At 64.1% G+C, this 19,270-nt stretch carries 18 protein-coding genes and 1 pseudogene; 2 read left to right on the top strand and 17 right to left on the bottom strand.

Annotation, left to right across the window (positions count from 1 at the left end):
* Window positions 1-204 precede the first annotated feature (204 nt).
* The 8 genes from IVA87_RS34950 to IVA87_RS34915 form a co-directional block, all read right to left on the bottom strand.
* Window positions 205-861: a carboxymuconolactone decarboxylase family protein gene (locus IVA87_RS34950; protein WP_247337613.1), complete on the bottom strand. Its 657-nt coding sequence runs from the start codon at window positions 859-861 to the stop codon at window positions 205-207.
* A gap of 63 nt (window positions 862-924) precedes the next feature.
* Window positions 925-1,743, bottom strand: a complete 819-nt coding sequence (blaOXA, locus tag IVA87_RS34945) for a class D beta-lactamase (protein WP_247337611.1) — start codon at window positions 1,741-1,743, stop codon at window positions 925-927.
* Between the two features lie 149 nt (window positions 1,744-1,892).
* Entirely contained in the window at window positions 1,893-2,156 is a 264-nt protein-coding gene (locus tag IVA87_RS34940; RefSeq protein ID WP_247337609.1) for an EscU/YscU/HrcU family type III secretion system export apparatus switch protein, read from the bottom strand.
* Window positions 2,153-3,778, bottom strand: a complete 1,626-nt coding sequence (locus IVA87_RS34935) for a flagellar hook-length control protein FliK (protein WP_247337607.1) — start codon at window positions 3,776-3,778, stop codon at window positions 2,153-2,155. Before IVA87_RS34935 ends, IVA87_RS34940 begins: the two co-directional genes overlap by 4 nt.
* Before the next feature lie 57 nt (window positions 3,779-3,835).
* Complete coding sequence (locus IVA87_RS34930) at window positions 3,836-4,630, bottom strand: ATP12 family protein (RefSeq protein WP_247337606.1); 795 nt, start codon at window positions 4,628-4,630, stop codon at window positions 3,836-3,838.
* Between the two features lie 139 nt (window positions 4,631-4,769).
* Window positions 4,770-5,984, bottom strand: coding sequence for an RluA family pseudouridine synthase (locus IVA87_RS34925; protein WP_247306341.1), 1,215 nt, complete (start codon window positions 5,982-5,984; stop codon window positions 4,770-4,772).
* A 56-nt stretch (window positions 5,985-6,040) separates the two neighbouring features.
* Window positions 6,041-7,372, bottom strand: coding sequence for a replication-associated recombination protein A (locus IVA87_RS34920; protein ID WP_247306340.1), 1,332 nt, complete (start codon window positions 7,370-7,372; stop codon window positions 6,041-6,043).
* Window positions 7,369-8,775, bottom strand: a complete 1,407-nt coding sequence (locus tag IVA87_RS34915; protein ID WP_247306338.1) for a DegQ family serine endoprotease — start codon at window positions 8,773-8,775, stop codon at window positions 7,369-7,371. Before IVA87_RS34915 ends, IVA87_RS34920 begins: the two co-directional genes overlap by 4 nt.
* A gap of 311 nt (window positions 8,776-9,086) precedes the next feature.
* Here IVA87_RS34915 and IVA87_RS34910 point away from each other — a divergent pair, with 311 nt between their 5' ends.
* On the top strand, window positions 9,087-10,703 hold the full coding sequence (locus tag IVA87_RS34910) for an OprO/OprP family phosphate-selective porin (protein WP_247306335.1): 1,617 nt from the start codon (window positions 9,087-9,089) through the stop codon (window positions 10,701-10,703).
* Between the two features lie 41 nt (window positions 10,704-10,744).
* Here IVA87_RS34910 and IVA87_RS34905 read toward each other — a convergent pair.
* Window positions 10,745-11,122 (bottom strand): annotated as a pseudogene (locus IVA87_RS34905) (helix-turn-helix domain-containing protein).
* 123 nt (window positions 11,123-11,245) lie between these two features.
* On the opposite strand from IVA87_RS34905, the gene IVA87_RS34900 reads away from it, so the two are divergent.
* The gene (locus IVA87_RS34900; RefSeq protein WP_247337604.1) at window positions 11,246-12,259 is read left to right on the top strand and encodes a zinc-binding alcohol dehydrogenase family protein; all 1,014 of its coding nucleotides are present in this window, start codon (window positions 11,246-11,248) and stop codon (window positions 12,257-12,259) included.
* A gap of 50 nt (window positions 12,260-12,309) precedes the next feature.
* Here IVA87_RS34900 and IVA87_RS34895 read toward each other — a convergent pair whose 3' ends face one another.
* From IVA87_RS34895 to secY, 8 genes are all read right to left on the bottom strand, one after another.
* Window positions 12,310-12,606, bottom strand: coding sequence for a DUF1330 domain-containing protein (locus IVA87_RS34895; RefSeq protein WP_247337617.1), 297 nt, complete (start codon window positions 12,604-12,606; stop codon window positions 12,310-12,312).
* Window positions 12,607-12,613: 7 nt separating this feature from the next.
* A complete protein-coding gene (locus IVA87_RS34890; RefSeq protein WP_247337603.1) occupies window positions 12,614-13,402 on the bottom strand; it encodes an SDR family oxidoreductase in 789 nt (262 codons plus the stop codon).
* A gap of 422 nt (window positions 13,403-13,824) precedes the next feature.
* The gene (rplQ, locus tag IVA87_RS34885) at window positions 13,825-14,241 is read right to left on the bottom strand and encodes a 50S ribosomal protein L17 (RefSeq protein ID WP_247337602.1); all 417 of its coding nucleotides are present in this window, start codon (window positions 14,239-14,241) and stop codon (window positions 13,825-13,827) included.
* 121 nt (window positions 14,242-14,362) lie between these two features.
* Window positions 14,363-15,394 carry a DNA-directed RNA polymerase subunit alpha gene (locus IVA87_RS34880; protein WP_247306321.1) on the bottom strand — a complete coding sequence of 344 codons (1,032 nt, stop codon included), beginning with the start codon at window positions 15,392-15,394 and terminating at the stop codon, window positions 14,363-14,365.
* A gap of 109 nt (window positions 15,395-15,503) precedes the next feature.
* The gene (gene rpsK / locus IVA87_RS34875) at window positions 15,504-15,893 is read right to left on the bottom strand and encodes a 30S ribosomal protein S11 (RefSeq protein WP_007603045.1); all 390 of its coding nucleotides are present in this window, start codon (window positions 15,891-15,893) and stop codon (window positions 15,504-15,506) included.
* A gap of 132 nt (window positions 15,894-16,025) precedes the next feature.
* Window positions 16,026-16,394, bottom strand: coding sequence for a 30S ribosomal protein S13 (gene rpsM / locus IVA87_RS34870; protein WP_247279371.1), 369 nt, complete (start codon window positions 16,392-16,394; stop codon window positions 16,026-16,028).
* A gap of 185 nt (window positions 16,395-16,579) precedes the next feature.
* Window positions 16,580-17,449, bottom strand: coding sequence for an adenylate kinase (locus IVA87_RS34865; protein WP_247337600.1), 870 nt, complete (start codon window positions 17,447-17,449; stop codon window positions 16,580-16,582).
* A gap of 271 nt (window positions 17,450-17,720) precedes the next feature.
* Complete coding sequence (gene secY, locus IVA87_RS34860; protein ID WP_247279369.1) at window positions 17,721-19,052, bottom strand: preprotein translocase subunit SecY; 1,332 nt, start codon at window positions 19,050-19,052, stop codon at window positions 17,721-17,723.
* Window positions 19,053-19,270 lie beyond the last annotated feature (218 nt).

Here is a 19,270-nt window from a genome sequence, read left to right as displayed (position 1 = left end):
TCATGACGTCGCGCGCAGCGTCCGTCAAGGATGGCCGTCGCTCGCTCGAACCTCACGTGGTCTGTTGCCAGGCCACGCCTTGACGGACGCGAGCACGGCGTCATCATGGCAGGCGCAGACCATCCGGGCGGAGCAAAAAACTGCCGTCACTTAATGGTTGCTACGGTACCGCAGTTTGTCGCCGGCTCCTCGCAATGACGAGCCTTACGGCTCCCCTGGCTTGAACGGCTCCTCCTTGCCAGGCGGCACCGTCTCCTCGGCCATTGCCAGCAGCATCGCGACCATCACGTAATTGCCGGCAACTGCGGTGAGATCGACAATCTGCTGGTCGTCGAACACCTTCTTCGCGCGCGCATAAGTCTCGTCGGTGACTTTCTTGGTGGTGGTGAGCTCGGTGAGGAAGTCGTAGACCACCGCCTCGTCATCGGCCATCTTCGACGGCCGCTTGTTGGCCTTCAGCTCCGCGATGATGTCGGCCGACAGCCCTGCCTTCGCCGCCAGCGGCGCGTGCGCGTACCATTCCACCTGCGAGCGCCATTGACGCCCGATGATCAGGATCGCGAACTCGTTGAGCTTGACCGGGACCGAGGTCTCCCAGCGCAGATAGTGGAACAGGTCGAACAGGCGCTGGCCGAGCACGGGGCTGCGGATCATCGGATTGTAGGGTCCGCCGATGCCGACGCTCGACACCTTCATGATCTGCTCGCCGAGCGGCTTCTGCCGAGCGTCGAGCTGATCCATGGTGAGCTGCGGAAACCGTGGCTCCTTGCTGATGGCGGAGCCGGCAAACATCGTGGCAGCGAACCAGCCGCTTGCTGCGGCAAGCGTGAGCGACGACAGCCAGAGCGGCGTTGCATTCATTTTCCATCCTCCCGGTTTTCTTTGGCGGGAGGATGCTAGTCGAGCGGCACCAGCGCGGTAGCGCTAGATCGCACCAATATCGGCAAGGCAGGCTTGCGTCAGCGTCATGCGGTCTTCGATGTGGCGTGGCTCGCGGCAGTCGATGTTGAGCGCGAACACGGTGTGCGCTTCGCCTTTCTCGGCCCAGCCCACCATCCAGCCGAGCGACGGCTCGCCGCGCTCAGCACCCAGCAGGCCGGACTTGGCGCGAATGACGCTTTCGCCGACCTTGGTCACCGGCAGGATGTCGCAGACGAGATCCTGGCTGCGCTTGCTGATCGGCAGCGCGCGGCGGCGCAGCCGGTCGACGAAGTCGATCTGCTCGACCGGATCGATGCGCAAGGCCCCGGTGAGCCAGAACTGGTCGATGCCGCCGCCGATGTCGCGATTGCCGTAGTCGAACTCGTCAACATACTTTTCCATGCGCTGCTGGCCGATGCGGCGCGCGATTTCCTGATAGACCGGCACCGCGCTGACCGCAATCGCAGTGCGCAGCGTGTGATCCTTGTTCCAGGCTTCGATCGGACGCTTCACGCCGTCCCAGGGAAACACGTCCTTATCAGGATCGGCGACGACGCCGGTCTCGAGCGCAATCAGCGAGTTCGGAATCTTGAAGGTCGAGGCCGGCAGCTTCCCCTCGCCCGATCGCTCCTTGTCGCTGGCGACGATCAGATAGTCCTCGACCTTGTAGCCGACGAAGGTGCCCGATGTGCCGAGATCGGTGAAGCGTTTGGCCAAGCTGTCGCGGATTTCGTTGCGCGGCGGCGCGACGTGAGCCAGCGCACGTGACGGCAGGATGGCGGCTGCGGCAAGCAGGCCGAGGGTGGAACGACGGGTCAGCAAGAGCGGTATCCAATGATGATGAGAGTGGTCGCGACAATGCCGCCGATATCTGGTGAAACGATGACAGGTTATTTCTTGAGCACGATGTTTTTTCGGAAGACCGCTCCACACTTTGCGCTAACGCGGTCCTCCGGGGTCCGGATCATGCTCTACCGCCCCCGACCCGAAAGCCGCAGCACGAACACCAGCACTTCGGCGACAGCCTTGTAGAGGTCTGGAGGGATCTCCTCGCCGAGCTCGACCTTGGAGAGCGCGCCGGCCAAGACCTCGTTCTCCTCGATCGGAATGTCATGGGCCTTGGCGATCTCGACGATCTTTTCACCGATCGTGCCCTTGCCCTTGGCGACGACGACGGGGGCGTTGGTGCCCTTCTCGTAGTGCAGGGCAATCGCAAGCTTGGAGGCGTCGCTCATGTGGCCCGATCCAGGAAATGTCCGGCGCGGGCCGGCGCCGGTTGCGGCGGGGTGCCCTCGCGCACCACGATATCACCGGGCTTGAGCTCGGCTCTCGTCAGTGCCTGGTTGAGTTCACCGATGCCGGCGCGGAGCTGCTGCGCCGTCGCCGGCCGCTCCGCCCACATCCGCACAAAAGTCTTGTCGCCGCTCAGCGTGATCAGCGCATGCACGGGACCTGCCGGCTCGACATTAAGTGAGAAGCGCGCGCGCCAGGCACGCGTGGCGGGATCGGCGGATTCGTTGCCGCCGTCGCGCGAGATCTCGAACTGCGCCATCGCGGTGCCCTGTTGGGTTGCGAAGGGAATTTCGAAACTCCATTGCGGCACGGCCGGGTCGATGCGCTGGCCGGAGGCATCGGCGCGATCGGGAAGCGAGGCGATCTGAAGCAATGTCTGCCGCGCGATCGCGGCATCGGTGTCGTCGAGCAGACGGTGCACGGTTGTAGCGAGCGGGGTATCGGGCGCGAGCGATGGCGAGGCGATGGATTGGGGCACCGGCAATGCGCCGCGGAACGGCGGTGGTGTGGTCGCATGGCTGGCCACCTCGAAGATGTGGCCGTCCGGTACGGCCTTGTTAGAGCCGGGCACGTTGCCGATGATCCGCGGCAGGTTCTGCGTCATCTCCTGCAAGAGGCTGGCGGCAAGGCCGGCCGTCAAGGTTTGCGGCATCGCCATTTGTGGCGCCTTGGCAGCCATGTCGGCGAGTACCGCGGCCGCGAGATTAGCGCTGCGTGGCTGTTGCGCCGGTTGGGCAATATCGGGGGCCGCTGACGACAATGCGGCCTGCGCGGCCTCACCTGCTGCCTGCGCCGGCGCGGCGTTGACCTGCGGTGTGCCTGTGTCGCTGGCGGGAATGGCGGCGCCTTGCGTCTGAGGCGCGGTGGTCCCGAGCGCGGCCAGCGTCTGGCGCAGCACGAGCAACGCCGCTTTCAAATCGGGCATTGCGCCGGACGCCGGCGTCCGGCCGGCGGCCAGCGAGGCTTCGAGGAAGAGGCCAGACTTGTGGAAGGCAGTCTCGATATCGCCGCCGTCGAGCCCGGCGTTGAACGGCGTCTGCTGCGCCAGCACGTCCAGCACGGCCTGCTTCAGCCCCGCCGGCAAATCGCTGCCGACGACGACCGCGGCGAGATTGGCGAATAGCGGCGCTTGGCTGCCTTGCCTGGTCACGGCCTCGGCGGACGCCGCAGTGACGGCAATCTGCTCCGCTGGCGTCAGCGTATTGCGCGCAGCGCTCGTCGACGGCGCAAGCGGCGGGCTATCCATCAGCGAGGCCGCAGCCGGCGTCAGCGTAATCTGATCGGACGCCGCCCCGTCTGCCCCGCCCACGACGACGGCGAGCCGGATGGTGCCGTCGTTCTGCGACACCGCGAGCTGGAGATTCTGCCCCGGCGACAACGCCACTTCCGACATCACGTCCATCGAAAGGTTGGCGATTGCGATCCGCACGAGATTGTCGGCGAGCACGCTGACCACTTTGGCGTCGACAACGCTGCCGGCCTGAAGCACGAGATCGGGCGTCGCCGCGTCAGCCACAGGACTGGCGGCGCTGACCGGAACGATCGAGCTTATCGGCGTCGGCATCTCGGAGGGCCCAGGGAATGCTGGCGCCACCCTAAGGCCGCCGTCGTAAACCTCTCGTTAAGGACCTTCGGGTGCTTGCTGCTTTACCATCGCCAAGACCGTCACGGCGGCCTCGAAATCCCGCAGGCGCGTGGCGCGGCGAGCGGCCGCTTCCTCATCCACGCCCCATTGGTCGATGTTCCAGTCCTCATCGACATGGGCGGCGGCCCAGACCTGCCCAGCATCGCGCGCGCGATGGGCTAGGGCCAGCGCCAGCAGCGCCGAGCCGGTCAACATTGTCACCATATGGAGCGCCGCGACCGACCAGGCATCCCCCGGCAGCGCGGCGCGCGCGGCCCTGACCGCCTCGTCCGGCTGCTTCACATGCATGATGCCTTCGGACAGGATGAAATGCGCGCCCAGCGTCTCTGCGGCCCAAAACAGCACGGGGTCCCAATGCGCGGCCTCGCGGGCAACCAGCCCTTCGGGGTGGCCGGCGCGATAGAACAACAGGTCGGTCTCGAAGTATTTTGCGAGGTCGTCGCTGACGAGACCGATCCGGTCGATCACACCCTCGACCACACTGTTGGCGATCCGCGTCAGTGGCATGGTCACGGGATCGATCGTCTCGCCCTGTGCCGCCCATTCGGCAGCAACCGCATCGGCGAGCTCGCGCGAGGGAATCAGCACCTGGCGGCCGGAGGGCGTGCGGATCGGCTTGCCGTCGAGGGCGATGGCGAAACCGCCCTCGGCCTCGACTGCGCCGGCATCCTTGTAGAAGCGCTTGCGCAGGGGCGCGCGCGCGGAGGCGCGCGCCGATTCCTGCGGATCCGACGGGGGTTGCCCCGCAGCTTCTTCGAACAATTCGCGCATGTGAGTCTTCGGTCCCGGTCGCTGAATGCTAAGCTTTCAAAGATAAGGGCGGCGGGCGATGAAGCGAGCGGCAGGCATAAGGGAACTTGCGGGCATTGCGGCCCGTTCGCCGGGCTTTGGCCGGCCGCGGCGCCTAGCCCTACTCCTCCGGCGCGTTCTCGATGGGATCAAACCGGGTTGCGTCGAGCCCGAGCAGATTCCACGATTGCTGCATATGCGGCGGCAGTGGTGCCGTGGCGTCGATCACGCCGCCGCGCGGATGCGGAATGACGATCCGGCGTGCCAGGAGATGCAGACGGTTTTGCAAGCCACCCGGCAGCTGCCAGTTCTCGATGTTGAAATATTTGGGGTCGCCGACGATGGGATGGCCGATATGGGCCATGTGGGCGCGGAGCTGGTGGGTGCGTCCCGTCACCGGCTTCAGCGACACCCAGGTCAGCTTGTTGCCGGCGGTCTCGACCATCGCATAGTAGGTCACCGCGTGGCTTGCGCCCTCATCGCCATGCTGGGCGATGCGCATGATAGTGTCGTCCTCGCCCTCCTCCTTCGCGAGAAAGGTCGAGATGCGGCCCTGCTTTGGCTTCGGCAGGCCCGGCACCAGCGCCCAATAGACCTTTCGCGCCGACCGCGAGCGGAACGCGCCGGTCAGATGCGAGGCGGCAAAGCGCGTCTTGGCGATCAGGAGACAGCCCGACGTCTCCCGGTCGATACGGTGCACGAGGCGCGGTTTCTGGCCCTTGGAATCGCGCATCACCTCCAGCATCTGGTCGATGTGCCGCGTCATGCCCGAGCCGCCCTGCACGGCAAGTCCGGCGGGCTTGTTGAGCACGAGCACGTCATCGTCCTCCCAGATCGTCATCTCCTTCAGCGCGGCCAGCGTCTTCTGCGCGGCTTCCGAGAGTGGGCCGGCGGCCTTCGGCGTGTCGAGCTTCAGCGGCGGAATGCGGACGCTCTGGCCCTCCTCAAGGCGGTCCTTGCTGTCGACGCGCTTGCCGTCGACGCGCAGCTCGCCTTTGCGCACGACGCGCTGGATGTGGGAGAACGACAGGCCGGGAAAGCGTGCTTCGAGAAAGCGGTCGACGCGCATGTTGTTCTCGTCGGCCGTGACGGTGACGGTCTGCACCTTGCTCGGCAGCAATGCCTCGACGGACCTTTCCGGCGCGGTCTTTTCCAGCGCAGCTTTGGGTGCGCGCCGCTCGGCGCGCTCGCCTGCAAAGCGCGGCGGCTTGCTCGCTGCCTTGCCGCCCGGCCGCGGCCCCGCTTTCTGCGCGCTGCGCGCCTTGAAGGGACGCGCGTCACCGCGCTCGTCACGCGAACGGGGTTTTGGGTTCATTCTCTTGATGCGGCGGCTCATGGCTGCCTGCCTATCCCAAAAGAGCCCTTTCGTCACGACGAAATGGCGATTGGGCCTCAGCCACCCCGCTCCTTGCGCAGCTTGGCCCAGTAATCCAGCCGTTTTCTGATCTCGCGCTCGAAACCGCGCTCGGGCGGGTCATAAAAAGTCTGGCGGCCCAGGGCTTCCGGGAAATAATCCTGGCCGGAGAAGGCTTCCGGCGTGTCGTGGTCGTATTCGTAAGCTGCGCCGTAGCCTTCCGACTTCATCAGCTTGGTCGGGGAATTGAGGATGTGTTTTGGCGGCAGCAGCGAGCCGGCCTGTTTTGCCACCTGCATCGCCGTGCCGAAGGCAGTGTAGACCGCGTTCGATTTCGGCGCGGTGGCGAGATAGACCACGGCCTGCGCGATCGCGAGCTCCCCCTCGGGATGGCCGAGAAAGTCGAAGGCGTCCTTGGCCGCATTGGCGATGACGAGCGCCTGTGGATCGGCAAGCCCGATGTCCTCCACGGCCATGCGCACGACGCGACGGGCCAGGAACAGCGGATCCTCGCCGGCATCGAGCATGCGCGCGAGGTAATAGAGCGCGGCATCGGGATCGGAGCCGCGCACGGATTTATGCAGCGCCGAGATCAGGTTGTAATGGCCGTCGGCCGACTTGTCGTAGATCGGGGCGCGGCGCTGCAAAATCTCCTGCAACTGCGCGGCGTCGAATATCTCGTCCTTGCGCGCGGCGCGCCAGACTTCCTCGGCGAGCGTCAGCGAGGCACGTCCGTCGCCGTCGGCCATGCGCACCAGAACCGCGCGTGCCTCGGCATCGAGCGGCAGCTTCTTGCCCTCGACCGCCTCGGCATGGGCGAACAGCTTTTCGATCGCGGCAGCATCGAGCGAGCGAAACACCAGGACGCGCGCGCGAGAGAGCAACGCCGCGTTGAGCTCGAACGACGGATTCTCGGTGGTGGCGCCGACCAGGACCACCGTGCCGTCTTCCATCACAGGCAGAAACGAATCCTGCTGGGCACGATTAAATCGATGCACCTCATCGACGAACAGCAGCGTGCCCTTGCCCGTCTCGCGGCGGGCGCGCGCGGCATCGAAGGCCTTCTTCAAATCGGCGACACCGGAGAATACCGCCGAAATCTGCTCGAAATGCAGGTCCGTTGCATCCGCCAGCAGCCGCGCCACCGTGGTCTTGCCGGTACCCGGCGGCCCCCAGAAGATGAGCGAGCCGAGCGTGCGCGTCTCCAACATGCGCGTCAGCGCACCGTCCGGACCGAGGATGTGGTCCTGGCCCACAACCTCCGACAGCGCGCGCGGACGCAGCCGGTCCGGCAGCGGATGTGGAGCGTCGTGATCGAGCCCCGCCGCGGCGAAGAGAGTTGGCGTCTCCTGTGGTCGCTTCGGACTCATCCGCCTAGCGTGACGTTGATCTGCTGGCCGCCGCGCACCAGCGTGATGCGCCAGATCCGCGACCGCTCGCCGGCAGCTTTCTCGAGGTCCCCGGTCTTGCTGATCTTTTGGTTGTTGACGGCCAGGATGATGTCGCCTTTCTGGAAACCGACATTAGCGGCCGCGGTATCGCCGCCGATATCGGTGATCACGACGCCTTCGGTGTCGGCATCCAGATGCAATTCGTCGGCGAGCGCCGGCGTGATGGTCGAGACTTTCGCGCCCTGGAACGGCGAGCGCGCGGTCACGACGAGTTCGTTGCGGCCGGTGTCGGGGGCAGTCTCCAGCGCCACCGTCAGCTTGACGGGCTTGCTGCCGCGCTGCACGTCGATCTGCGCGGTACCGCCCAGCGGACGGGTCGCGAAGCGGTAGTCGAAGGCGTTGGGATCGTCCACGGTCTGGCCGTCGATCCCGATGATGAGGTCAGAGGATTTCAAGCCGGCTTTCGCCGCGGGGCCATTCGGCACCACGCTTGCGACCAGCGCGCCGGTCGGCGAGCGCAGGCCGAGGCTTTCGGCGATCTCGGGCGTCACCGCCTGCAATTTTGCCCCGAGCCACGGCCGCTTCACTGCCTTGCCGCCACCCTTGGCGGAAGCGACGACGACGCGCACCATGTTGGCGGGAATCGCAAAGCCGATGCCTTGCGAGCCGCCGGAGCGCGAATAGATCGCAGTGTTGATGCCGGCGAGCTTGCCGCTCATGTCGACCAGCGCGCCGCCGGAATTGCCAGGATTGATCGCCGCATCGGTCTGGATGAAGAACTGGTAGTCGGTGATGCCGACCTGCGTGCGCGCCAGCGCCGAGATGATGCCGTGGGTCACGGTCTGGCCGACGCCGAAGGGATTGCCGATGGCAAGGACGACGTCACCGACCAGCAATTCGTCGGAATTGGTGAAGTCCAGGGTCGGGAATTTCTCCTTGGAGTCCTTCAGGCGGAGCACGGCGAGATCGGTGCGGGAATCCTTCAGCAGGATCTCGGCCTCGAATTCGCGCTTGTCCGACAATGACACTTTCACCTGGTCCGCGCCCTCGATGACGTGGACATTGGTGACGACGAGGCCGGAGGCATCGACGATGACTCCGGAGCCGAGCGAACGTTGCATCTGCTCGGGCTGCTGGCCCGGCACGCCGAAGAAACGGCGGAAGATGGGGTCGTCGAGCAGCGGATTGCGGTTCTGCACCACCTTGGCGGCATAGACGTTGACGACGGCCGGCTGCACACGCTGCACGATCGGTGCATAGGACAGCCGCAGCTCGGCCGGCGACGATGGGACCCGACGGTCCTGCGCAGCAGTCGGATTGAAGTGGGCTGAAAACGCTATGCACAGGGCCGCGACGACGGCGCTCCAGGTCGATCGAAACATTCCTACCTCTTGGAAAAGACGCCGGAATATAGGCGCGTTCGCCCGCCAATAGAAGGGCGCCGGGCGGCAATATTCGGCCCATTCCCCGCGGTGTCCGAGGTGCAAGCACAGCGTGCGAATGGGCAATTTGCCAGAGCGGTGGATTGGCATGATGCGTGTCATCCACCATTGTAGTGTCGAGCGGATTCGGTTGCGGCGAATTGGCATCAGTGGGAACCGCGCAACCGGGCGCAGCGTCGCGGGGCAGTCATCGATCACACCTAGGCTCCGCCAGCGACTTGGGGAAGTTCGTCAAACGATGGAGTCATGACATGAGCAGAACAAGGATTGCGGCCACGGCGATTGGTCTCGCCGGCGCGCTGGCGGCCTCGCAGGCCCAAGCCCAAGCCCAAACGGTAAGCAGCAGCGAGGAGATCGCGCTGTTGAAGCAGCAGCTGAAGATGCTGGAGCAGAAGCTCGACAAGCTCCAGAGCCAGACCGCGGCGAACACAGCGGCTACGGCGAAGGCCAGAGCCGAAGCGAAGGCTGAAGCTAAGGCCGAGGCGCGCTCGGAGGCAAAGGCCGTCGTTGCCAACGCCAATGCGGCAATCCCCGTCAAAGGACCGGCGCCGGCCTCCGGTGTCGTCGTGACGATGCCGAACAACCGGCCGACTGTCTGCACCGCGGATCAGGCCAATTGCGTTGCCATCACCAGCCGCCTGCACTGGGATGTCGGTGGCTATGACTATCGTCCGAACACCGCGGCGACTGTGCCGCAGAAGCTCGACAGCGGCCAGAACGTTCGCCGCGCGCGCATCGGCCTCACCGGCAAGTTCTTCAACGACTGGAACTTCGCGCTGGTCTACGACTTCGGCGGCTCGTCCGATGGATTTGGCGGCGCGGCGCCGGGATCCCTTCCGGGCGGTGGCGTCTCCGGGGTCGAGAACGCCTATCTCAGCTACACCGGCTTGAAGCCGTTCGGCGGACGGATGGCGATCGAGGCCGGCATCATGGACCTGCCCTACACCATGGACGAGGCGACGAGTTCCAACGACATCATGTTCATGGAGCGCGCCTCGCCCGGCGTGATCGCAACCAACATCGCGGCCGGCGACTTCCGCTCCGCAGCCGGTGCGCGCTGGTTCAACGACCAGCTCTGGATCGGCGGCTATGTCACGGGACCGTCGACCGGTGCGATCCACTCCGCGTCGAGCGCGGCACCACCCGGTACCAGCGAGCAATATGGCGCGGTGGCGCGCGTGGCCGGCAATCCGATCAGCGGCAAGGATTATTCGGTACATATCGGCGCCGACGCGCAATGGCTGATCCAGCCGCCGCGCAACCTGATCGCCAACACGCAGACGGTCACGCTCAGCGACCGTCCGGAATTGCGTCTCGACCCGACCACGCTGATCTCCACCGGCGCTATCGCCAATGCCTCAGGCGCGCAGGTCTACAGCGTCGAGGCAGCGGCGACCTACGGCCCGTTCATCGTTCAGGGTGAGTACTTCTGGTACAATGTCGATCGCACAGCCAACACCGGCGTGCCACTGGTCGGCGCACCGAGCCTGAAATTCCAGGGCGGCTATGCCCAGGCCGGATACGTGCTGACGGGCGAAGGCCGGACCTACAATGCGGCCAACGCGGCCTATAGCGGCGTCAAGCCGGCGCACCCGTTCTCGCTCGACGGTGGCGGCTGGGGCGCCTGGGAGATCGCGGGACGTTTCTCCACCATCGATCTCAACGACCAGCTGGCAACCGCCAACGGCGTCGCCGGCGGACGGCAGACGGTCTACACGCTCGCGCTCAACTGGTACGTCAACGGCAACGTCCGCTTCATGCTCGACTACCTGCACGGAACTGTGTCACGGCAGGCCTCGCCGATCTCGACCGCCGATGTCGGCTCGAAGTTCGACGCCGTCGCGATGCGCACGCAGTTCGCGTTCTGAGGCAATCTCATCCGGGAGCAGATCGATCCGCTCCCGGATGTTTACGCCGCGCGCTTCGGCTTCTTCACCACGACCGGCGGCGGCGCACAGGACAGCCGCTGCTGGTGGCTCTCGCCCCAGGCCTTCAGGATGTCGATGACTGGCTAGAGGCTCTCGCCGAGTTCGGAGAGGCAATACTCCACGCGCGGCGGCACCTCCGCATAGACCTTCCGAATCACGAGCTTGTCCTCCTCAAGCGCGCGAAGCTGCTTGGTCAGCATGCGCTGGGTGATGCCGGGCATCCGGCGACGCAATTCGCCGAAGCGCTGGGTGCCGCTCTGGAGGTGGTAGAGGATGACACCCTTCCACTTGCCGTCGATCAGATCCAGCGTCGCCTCGACCGAGCAGCCGGGGCGCCGGGCAAAATTGCGCCGTTTCATGCGTGTTTTTCCGATAGTATCCAAACAGGGACTATATCCCCAAATTTACAGTACTTGCCAAATCGGGGCCAGAGCGACAGTTAGGGCGGCGAGCGAACAGAAGCCATCTGATGGAGACAAGCCATGAAGGCCGTCGGCTACAGGAAATCGCTTCCGATCGAGGACGCGGATTCACTCATTGATTTCGAGACCGCAAAACCCGAGCCTGGAGGGCGCGACATCCGCGTCGCCGTGAAGGCGATCTCGGCCAACCCGGTCGACTACAAGGTGCGCAAGCGCGCCGCCCCGCCCGAGGGCGAGATCAAGATCCTCGGCTATGACGCGGCGGGCGTGGTCGATGCCATCGGTCCCGACGTCACGCTGTTCAAGCCAGGTGATGAAGTGTTTTACGCTGGTTCTATTCTGCGTCAGGGTACCAACTCGGAATACCACCTGGTTGACGAGCGCATCGTCGGCAACAAGCCGAAGAGCCTGTCGTTCGCGCAAGCGGCCGCCCTCCCCCTCACCTCCATCACCGCATGGGAGCTTCTGTTCGATCGTCTCGGCGCAATACCCGGCAAGAGCGTCGATCCGCGCACACTGCTGATCACCGGCGGCGCCGGTGGCGTCGGCTCGATCCTGATCCAGCTCGCCCGCCGCCTCACTGGCCTCACAGTGCTCGCGACCGCGACGCGGCCGGAGTCGCAAAAATGGTGCCTCGATCTCGGCGCCCATGCGGTGATCGACCACGGCAAGCCGATGAAGGAGCAGATCGAGAGCTTGAGGCTGCCGCCGGTCGCGTTGGTCGCAAGCCTCACCTTCACCGACCAGCACTACAAGGCGATCGCTGAGTTCATGGCACCGCAGGGCAAGTTCGGCCTGATCGACGATCCGCCGGAATTCGCCATGAGCACATTCAAGGGCAAGGCGATCTCGGTGCACTGGGAGTCGATGTTCACGCGTTCCTCGTTCCAGACCCCCGACATGATCGCGCAGCATCATCTGCTCGATGACGTCGCCGACCTCATCGACAAGGGCGTGTTGCGCACCACGCTCGACCAGACCTTCGGCACCATCAATGCGGCCAACCTCAAGCGCGCGCACGCGCTGCTCGAAAGCGGCAAGTCGCGCGGCAAGATCGTGCTGGAGGGGTGGTAGCGGCTCCGGCGTCGGTGCGTAGGGTGGGTTAGCCGAAGGCGTAACCCACCCTACGTTTCCGCCACGCCTTCGACGAACATCAGCCGCCGCTCCAGCGCCGTCTGCCGCACTCTTAGCGCTTCGGCATATTCCGTTGAAGCGTACCATTCCTTCAGCCTCGCCATCGACGGGAATTCGACGATGACGATAGCCTTCGGTGGAAGATTACCTTCGGCCAGTTCAGCCTTGCCGCCGCGGACGAGATAACGCCCGCCGTATTGCGCGATCGTCTTCTCGGCCAGCGTACGATAGGCTTCAAATTCATCGGGATCGCGCATCTCGACTTCGGAAATCACATAGGCTGTCATGCCGACCTCACGCAATGGTGTTGACGATGCCGCCTTCCGCCCGCAACGCCGCACCGTTGGTCGCGGATGCTTCCTTGGACGCGACATAGACCACCATGTTGGCGATCTCGTCGACGCTGGCGAAGCGTTGCAGCAGCGAACTCGGGCGATGCTGCCTGACAAAATTGGCGGCGGCCTCTTCCACCGACTGTCCGTTCTGCCTAGCGAGATCCTTGACGAAGGTCTCGACGCCCTCGGACATGGTCGGGCCGGGCAGCACGGAATTAACTGTGACGCCGGTGCCGCAAGTGAGCTGCGCGAGGCCCCGCGCGACCGAGAGCTGGGCCGTCTTACTCATGCCGTAGTGAATCATCTCGACGGGAATGTTGAGTCCGGACTCCGAGGAGATGAAGACGATGCGGCCCCAATTGCGCTTCAACATGCCTTTCATATACGCCCGCGACAGACGGACGCCGCTCATCACGTTGACTTCGAAGAAGCGACTCCAGTCCTCGTCGGGAATCTCGAAAAACTCCTTCGGCTCGAAGATGCCGGCATTGTTGATGAGGATGTCGATCTCGGGAAGCGCCGCCACGAGCGCCTCGCAGCCTGCCGCCGTTGAGACGTCGGCGGCGATGCCACGGATCTTGGCGCCGGTCTCTTCCAGCTTGCGGACGGCGGCATCGACCTTGTTCCGGCCGCGGCCGTTGATCACGACGCTGGCGCCCGAAGCGGCAAGGCCCTTGGCGATGGCGCGGCCGATGCCGGCAGTGGAGCCGGTCACCAGCGCGGTTTTTCCCGAAAGGTCGATGTTCATGCGTTATCTCCATTGAGGTTGGTGGAAATATGTGCCCCGCGTGCCATCGCAATCACCGCTCACCGACGCGTGAGTACCAACGGCCACAACACGGAATCGTAGGCGGGCAAAGCCAAGCGTGCGCATCATTCAGAGCGCTCGCGAAGCCTTCTGCAGCATTCGGTGCGAAACGCACGGTCGCCGAATTCTGCAGATCCGGGTCGGGCGTCTTCCAAACTTCGGAAGAGACATCCAGATGCACAAGCCACGTTCCGCGGCTATCGTAGGGCTTGCTGCTGATCCTCAGATGGCTTTGATCGAGCTCCTTCGGATTCCCGCTGCTCCAAAAAAGCGAAGCTCCACCCTTCCGGCGCTCGAAGCACGGCACGGAAAAAAAGCGGCGCCCGAGGGCGCCGCTTTCAAATTTCGGACTGCCGAAAGGCTTACGCCGCCTCGGCTTCCTTTTCCTGCACCGGACCGGAATCCTGGCCCTTGGCATCGACGTCGCGGTCGACGAACTCGATTACGGCCATCGGGGCGTTGTCGCCGTAGCGGAAGCCGGCCTTGATGATGCGGGTGTAGCCGCCCTGGCGGTCCTTGTAGCGGGCCGCGAGCGTATCGAAGAGCTTCTTGACCATGTCGAGGTCGCGCAGCTCCGCGATCGCCTGGCGGCGTAGCGACAGGCCACCCTTCTTGCCGAGGGTGACGAGCTTCTCGACGATCGGGCGGAGCTCCTTGGCCTTGGGCAGCGTGGTGACGATCTGCTCGTGCTTGATCAGCGCAGCCGCCATGTTAGCGAACATCGCCTTGCGATGCTCGGCCGTGCGGTTGAGCTTCCGATGAACCTTGCCGTGACGCATGTGTTTATTCCTTACGTATGAACTGCCGCGACGGTTCGTCGGACAAGTTGCTCAGGTGGGCTTCCTGCGTTCGCCCATGAAAATCGTGGCCGGATGTCTCCGGCCACGACGGTGAAGTCGATCAGTAGTGATCCTCGAAGCGCTTGGCGAGCTCGTCGATGTTTTCCGGCGGCCAGCCCGGCACTTCCATGCCGAGGTGCAGCCCCATCTGGGCCAGCACTTCCTTGATCTCGTTCAGCGACTTGCGGCCAAAGTTCGGGGTGCGGAGCATTTCCGCTTCACTCTTCTGCACGAGATCGCCGATATAAACGATGTTGTCGTTCTTCAAGCAATTGGCCGAACGCACCGAGAGCTCGAGCTCGTCCACCTTCTTGAGGAAAGCCGGGTTGAAGGCGAGGTCCGGGATGATCTCCTGGGCGACTTCCTTCCGCGGCTCTTCGAAATTGACGAACACGTTGAGCTGATCCTGGAGGATGCGCGCGGCGTAGGCCACGGAATCATCCGGCGAGATCGCACCGTTGGTTTCGATCGTCATGGTCAGCTTGTCGTAGTCGAGGATCTGACCCTCGCGGGTGTTCTCGACCTTGTAGGAGACCTTGCGGACCGGCGAGTACAGGCTGTCGACCGGGATCAGGCCGATCGGCGCGTCCTCGGGACGGTTGCGCTCGGCGGGTACGTAACCCTTGCCGGTCGAGACCGTGAACTCCATGCGGATCTCCGCACCCTCGTCGAGGGTGCAGATCTGGAGGTCGGGGTTGAGCACGGTGACGTCGCCGACGGTCTGGATGTCGCCAGCGGTGACGACGCCCGGGCCCTGCTTCTTCACGACCATGCGCTTGGGGCCCTCGCCCTGCATCTTGATCGAGATGTCCTTGATGTTGAGCACGATGTCGGTGACGTCCTCACGGACGCCAGCGATCGAGGAGAACTCGTGCAGCACGCCGTCGATGTGCACCGACTGCACCGCCGCGCCCTGGAGCGAGGAGAGCAGGATGCGCCGCAGCGCGTTGCCGAGGGTCTGGCCGAAGCCGCGCTCGAGCGGCTCGGCGACGATGGTCGCGAAACGGTTCGAATCGCTGCCGGACGTAACCTGGAGCTTGTTCGGTCGAATCAGTTCTTGCCAATTTTTCTGGATCGTCACTGTTTCACCCATACAGGCCAGTCAATTTGAAACTCAAATACTGGCGTTGGAGAAAGGCCGCAGATGATTCCCGCGGCTTCGCAAAAAACATCGCGAGCGCCGACGCGCTCGCAACTTCGTATTAAACGCGCCGACGCTTCCGGGGACGGCAACCGTTGTGCGGGATCGTGGTCACGTCGCGGATCGAAGTGACGGTGAAGCCCGCGGCCTGGAGCGCGCGGAGCGCCGATTCGCGGCCCGAACCGGGACCGGCCACTTCGACTTCCAGCGTGCGCATACCGTGCTCCTGCGCCTTCTTGGACACGTCCTCGGCGGCAACCTGCGCGGCATACGGGGTCGACTTGCGCGAACCCTTGAAGCCCATCGTGCCGGCGGAAGACCAGGCAATCGTGTTGCCCTGCGCATCCGTGATGGTGATAGTCGTGTTGTTGAACGACGAGTTCACATGCGCGACGCCGGAGGCGATGTTCTTGCGCTCACGGCGGCGAACGCGGGTGGCTTCCTTGCCCATTGAGTCCCTTTCCTGACGATCTCAAACGCCGCCGTAATGCCAGCGGCTACACCTGTGGAAGCGAATAGCGAGTAGCAAATGGCGAATAGGGAAACGCCCCTACTCGCCACTCGCCACTTCCAATTCGCCAGTTTACTTCTTCTTGCCGGCGATGGCCTTCGCCGGGCCCTTGCGCGTGCGCGCGTTGGTATGAGTGCGCTGACCGCGCACCGGCAAACCGCGACGATGACGCAGGCCGCGATAGCAGCCGAGGTCCATCAGACGCTTGATGTTGATACCGACCTCACGACGCAGATCGCCCTCGACGAGATAGTCGCGGTCGATCACTTCGCGGATCTGGAGCACTTCGGCGTCGCTGAGCTGATTGACGCGACGATCCGCGGGGATCTTCACCTTCTCCAGGATCTCACTGGCGATCTTCGGGCCGATGCCATGGATATACTGGAGCGCGATCAGCGCGCGCTTGTTGGTGGGAATGTTCACGCCGGCAATACGGGCCACGGCCTTCTCTCCTGTCGCCGATCCTCGTCAGGATCGGGCTTTAAGTGCTTGTGTTCTCGGGCAGGTGTTCACAAACGCGAACACGACGCCCACCCCCGGTCTTCCTGGGGCCCGGCATCGTCTGAAACTATCCGACTTGGATGCGGGGCTTATTAGGGGATTCCGGGGGCGCTCGTCAACCGCTGCTAGCGTTTGGCTCGCTTTTTCGTGACCTTTTTTGCGGCCTTTTTGGCACCCTTCTTGACGGCCTTTTTGGCAGTCTTCCTGGTCGCCTTCTTTGCTGTCTTCCGGGCGGCCTTGCCGGCGCCCTTCAGGGCCTTCTTGGCGGTCTTTTTTGCGGATTTGGTTGTCTTTTTGGCCGTTTTTGCCGGCTTTTTGGCCGCTGTCTTCGCTGCCTTGGCCTTCTTGGCCGGCGCAGCCTTGGCCGCACTGCGGGCATGCGTCTTGCCGTGGCTCTTGGGCTCGACCGCCCCGAGCGCCAGGAGCTGGCGGTGGATGGCACGGGTGACCTCGTCGATGGCCATCATGCCGTCGATGGTCGAGAGCTTCCGCCGCTCGGAATAGTAGTGAATCAGCGGTTCCGTCTGGCTGCGGTAGCTGGCGAGGCGCTTGGTCAGGACCTCCGGGGTGTCGTCGACCCGGACCTCCTCCCCGCGCTCGCGCATCTGGGCGACGCGGGTCTCGACGCGGTTCAGGAGCGCGCTCTCGTTGACACGCAGCTCGATCACGGCATCGAGCTTGAGATGCTTGCGCTTGAGCAGTTCGTCCAGCGCCTCGGCCTGCGGCACGGTGCGTGGGAAACCGTCGAGGATGAAACCGTTCTTGGCATCCGGCTGGTCGATGCGGTCGGAGATGATTCCGACCACGACCTCGTCGGGCACGAGGCCGCCGCTGGCCATGATCTCCTTGGCCTTCAGCCCGACCGGCGTTCCTGCCGCAACGGCCGCGCGCAGCATCTCGCCGGTCGAGAGCTGGACGATGCCATAGCGCTGCACCAGCAGCTGCGCCTGGGTCCCCTTGCCCGACCCCGGCGGTCCCAGAAGTATAATTCTCATCGGCGTACGCCCCCCCGGATTGGTGAGCGATACGTCGCGCACCTGTGTTTGAAGATCAAGGACAGTGCAAACCATAATCGGCGCTGCACCGCTACCCATATCATAGGGGAGCGGATGGGCTGACGCCAAGAAGGGCTTTGAAATCAGTGATTGTGCTGCTGTGAGTACAGCTCTGCCGATGCGACCGAATGGCTGCTGCCGTGCAAGCGCCGCAAGTTGGTGGCGGAGCGAATCGGCGGCGTAATCGCGCCGCCTTCAGGGGACGCCGCGCTTAGCGGCGGCGGCCGCGCAGCTTCGACTTGCGGATCAGGCCTTCGTACTGATGCGCCAGCAGATAGCCCTGCACCTGCGCCACCGTGTCCATGGTGACGCTGACGACGATCAGCAGCGAGGTGCCGCCGAAGTAGAACGGCACCGAGGCGTAGGAGATCAGGATCTCCGGAATCAAGCAGACGATCGCCAGATAAATCGCGCCGAGCACGGTGATGCGTGACAGCACGTAGTCGATATATTCGGCGGTGCGCTCGCCGGGACGGATGCCCGGAATGAAGCCGCCGTGCTTCTTCAGATTGTCCGCGGTCTCGGTCGGGTTGAACACGATCGCGGTGTAGAAGAAGGCGAAGAAAACGATCAGCGCCAGATACATGATCAGGAACAGCGGACGGCCGTGGCCGAGCTGGGTGGTGATCCACTGGAACCATTCCGGTCCGCTGCCGGCGTTGAAGTTCGCCACCGTGGTCGGCAGCAGCAGCAGCGAGGACGCGAAGATCGGCGGGATCACGCCCGAAGTGTTGAGCTTGAGCGGCAGATGCGAGGACTGGCCCTCGAACATCTTGTTGCCGACCTGACGCTTCGGATACTGGATCAGCAGGCGGCGCTGCGCGCGCTCCATGAACACGATGAAGGCGATCACGGCGACCGCCATGATGATGACGACCAGGATCAGACCGGTCGACATCGCCCCCTGACGGCCGAGCTCGAGCATGTTGGCGAGCGCCGCGGGCAGCTCGGCCACGATGCCGGCGAGAATGATCAGCGAGATGCCGTTGCCGATGCCGCGCGAGGTGATCTGCTCGCCGAGCCACATCAGGAACATGGTGCCGCCGGTCAGTGTGATCGCCGTGGACAGGCGGAAGAATAGGCCAGGCTCGCTGACGACGTTGCCGGCGCCCTCGAGGCCCACCGCGATGCCGTAGGACTGGAATGCGGCCAGGATGACGGTGAGATAGCGGGTGTACTGGTTGAGCGTCTTGCGGCCGGCCTCGCCTTCCTTCTTCAGCGCCTCAAGCTGAGGTGAGACGGTGGTCAGGAGCTGGATAATGATCGAGGCCGAGATATACGGCATGATATTCAACGCGAAGATCGCCATGCGGTGGATGCCACCGCCGGCGAACATGTTGAACATGCCGAGGATGCCGCCCGCCTGGGACCGGAACACCTGCTCCCAGATGTTGGGATCGATGCCGGGCAGCGGGATGTAGGTGCCGAGCCGATAAACGAGCAGCGCACCCAGGGTGAACCAGATGCGCTTCTTCAGTTCGTCGGCCTTGGCGAACGCGCCGAAATTGAGGTTGGCTGCCAGTTGTTCCGCTGCAGAGACCATCTTGGACTTTCTCCCGCCGCCTGTTGCGCCGTCATGCCCGCGGCCGGGCTACTCTAAAGCGCGATGAGATCAGGATGCCTCATCATGGCGCTCTAGGTTGTCGTTTTCAGCATGATCTTCTCGGAAAACCGCTTCACACTTTGCGCTAACGCGGTCTTTCGGGTCCCGATCATGCTTTAGCGGACGCCGGACATTATCTGGGGCTCGGCTTCGATAAG

This window comes from Bradyrhizobium sp. 147 (assembly GCF_023073935.1).
GTDB lineage: Bacteria > Pseudomonadota > Alphaproteobacteria > Rhizobiales > Xanthobacteraceae > Bradyrhizobium.
Note: the sequence above shows the minus strand (reverse complement) of the source record. Positions and strands in the feature narration are given on the sequence as shown.

Excerpts from the sequence above, each read along its gene's own strand:
- IVA87_RS34920 (WP_247306340.1), bottom strand. The coding sequence starts at position 7,372 with ATGAGTCCGAAGCGACCACAGGAGACGCCAACTCTCTTCGCCGCGGCG.
- IVA87_RS34925 (WP_247306341.1), bottom strand. The coding sequence starts at position 5,984 with ATGAGCCGCCGCATCAAGAGAATGAACCCAAAACCCCGTTCGCGTGAC.
- IVA87_RS34895 (WP_247337617.1), bottom strand. The coding sequence starts at position 12,606 with ATGACAGCCTATGTGATTTCCGAAGTCGAGATGCGCGATCCCGATGAA.
- IVA87_RS34930 (WP_247337606.1), bottom strand. The coding sequence starts at position 4,630 with ATGCGCGAATTGTTCGAAGAAGCTGCGGGGCAACCCCCGTCGGATCCG.
- rpsK (WP_007603045.1), bottom strand. The coding sequence starts at position 15,893 with ATGGGCAAGGAAGCCACCCGCGTTCGCCGCCGTGAGCGCAAGAACATC.
- IVA87_RS34915 (WP_247306338.1), bottom strand. The coding sequence starts at position 8,775 with ATGTTTCGATCGACCTGGAGCGCCGTCGTCGCGGCCCTGTGCATAGCG.
- IVA87_RS34900 (WP_247337604.1), top strand. The coding sequence starts at position 11,246 with ATGAAGGCCGTCGGCTACAGGAAATCGCTTCCGATCGAGGACGCGGAT.
- IVA87_RS34890 (WP_247337603.1), bottom strand. The coding sequence starts at position 13,402 with ATGAACATCGACCTTTCGGGAAAAACCGCGCTGGTGACCGGCTCCACT.
- rplQ (WP_247337602.1), bottom strand. The coding sequence starts at position 14,241 with ATGCGTCACGGCAAGGTTCATCGGAAGCTCAACCGCACGGCCGAGCAT.
- IVA87_RS34880 (WP_247306321.1), bottom strand. The coding sequence starts at position 15,394 with ATGGGTGAAACAGTGACGATCCAGAAAAATTGGCAAGAACTGATTCGA.
- IVA87_RS34865 (WP_247337600.1), bottom strand. The coding sequence starts at position 17,449 with ATGAGAATTATACTTCTGGGACCGCCGGGGTCGGGCAAGGGGACCCAG.
- IVA87_RS34935 (WP_247337607.1), bottom strand. The coding sequence starts at position 3,778 with ATGCCGACGCCGATAAGCTCGATCGTTCCGGTCAGCGCCGCCAGTCCT.
- IVA87_RS34910 (WP_247306335.1), top strand. The coding sequence starts at position 9,087 with ATGAGCAGAACAAGGATTGCGGCCACGGCGATTGGTCTCGCCGGCGCG.
- IVA87_RS34950 (WP_247337613.1), bottom strand. The coding sequence starts at position 861 with ATGAATGCAACGCCGCTCTGGCTGTCGTCGCTCACGCTTGCCGCAGCA.
- secY (WP_247279369.1), bottom strand. The coding sequence starts at position 19,052 with ATGGTCTCTGCAGCGGAACAACTGGCAGCCAACCTCAATTTCGGCGCG.
- IVA87_RS34940 (WP_247337609.1), bottom strand. The coding sequence starts at position 2,156 with ATGAGCGACGCCTCCAAGCTTGCGATTGCCCTGCACTACGAGAAGGGC.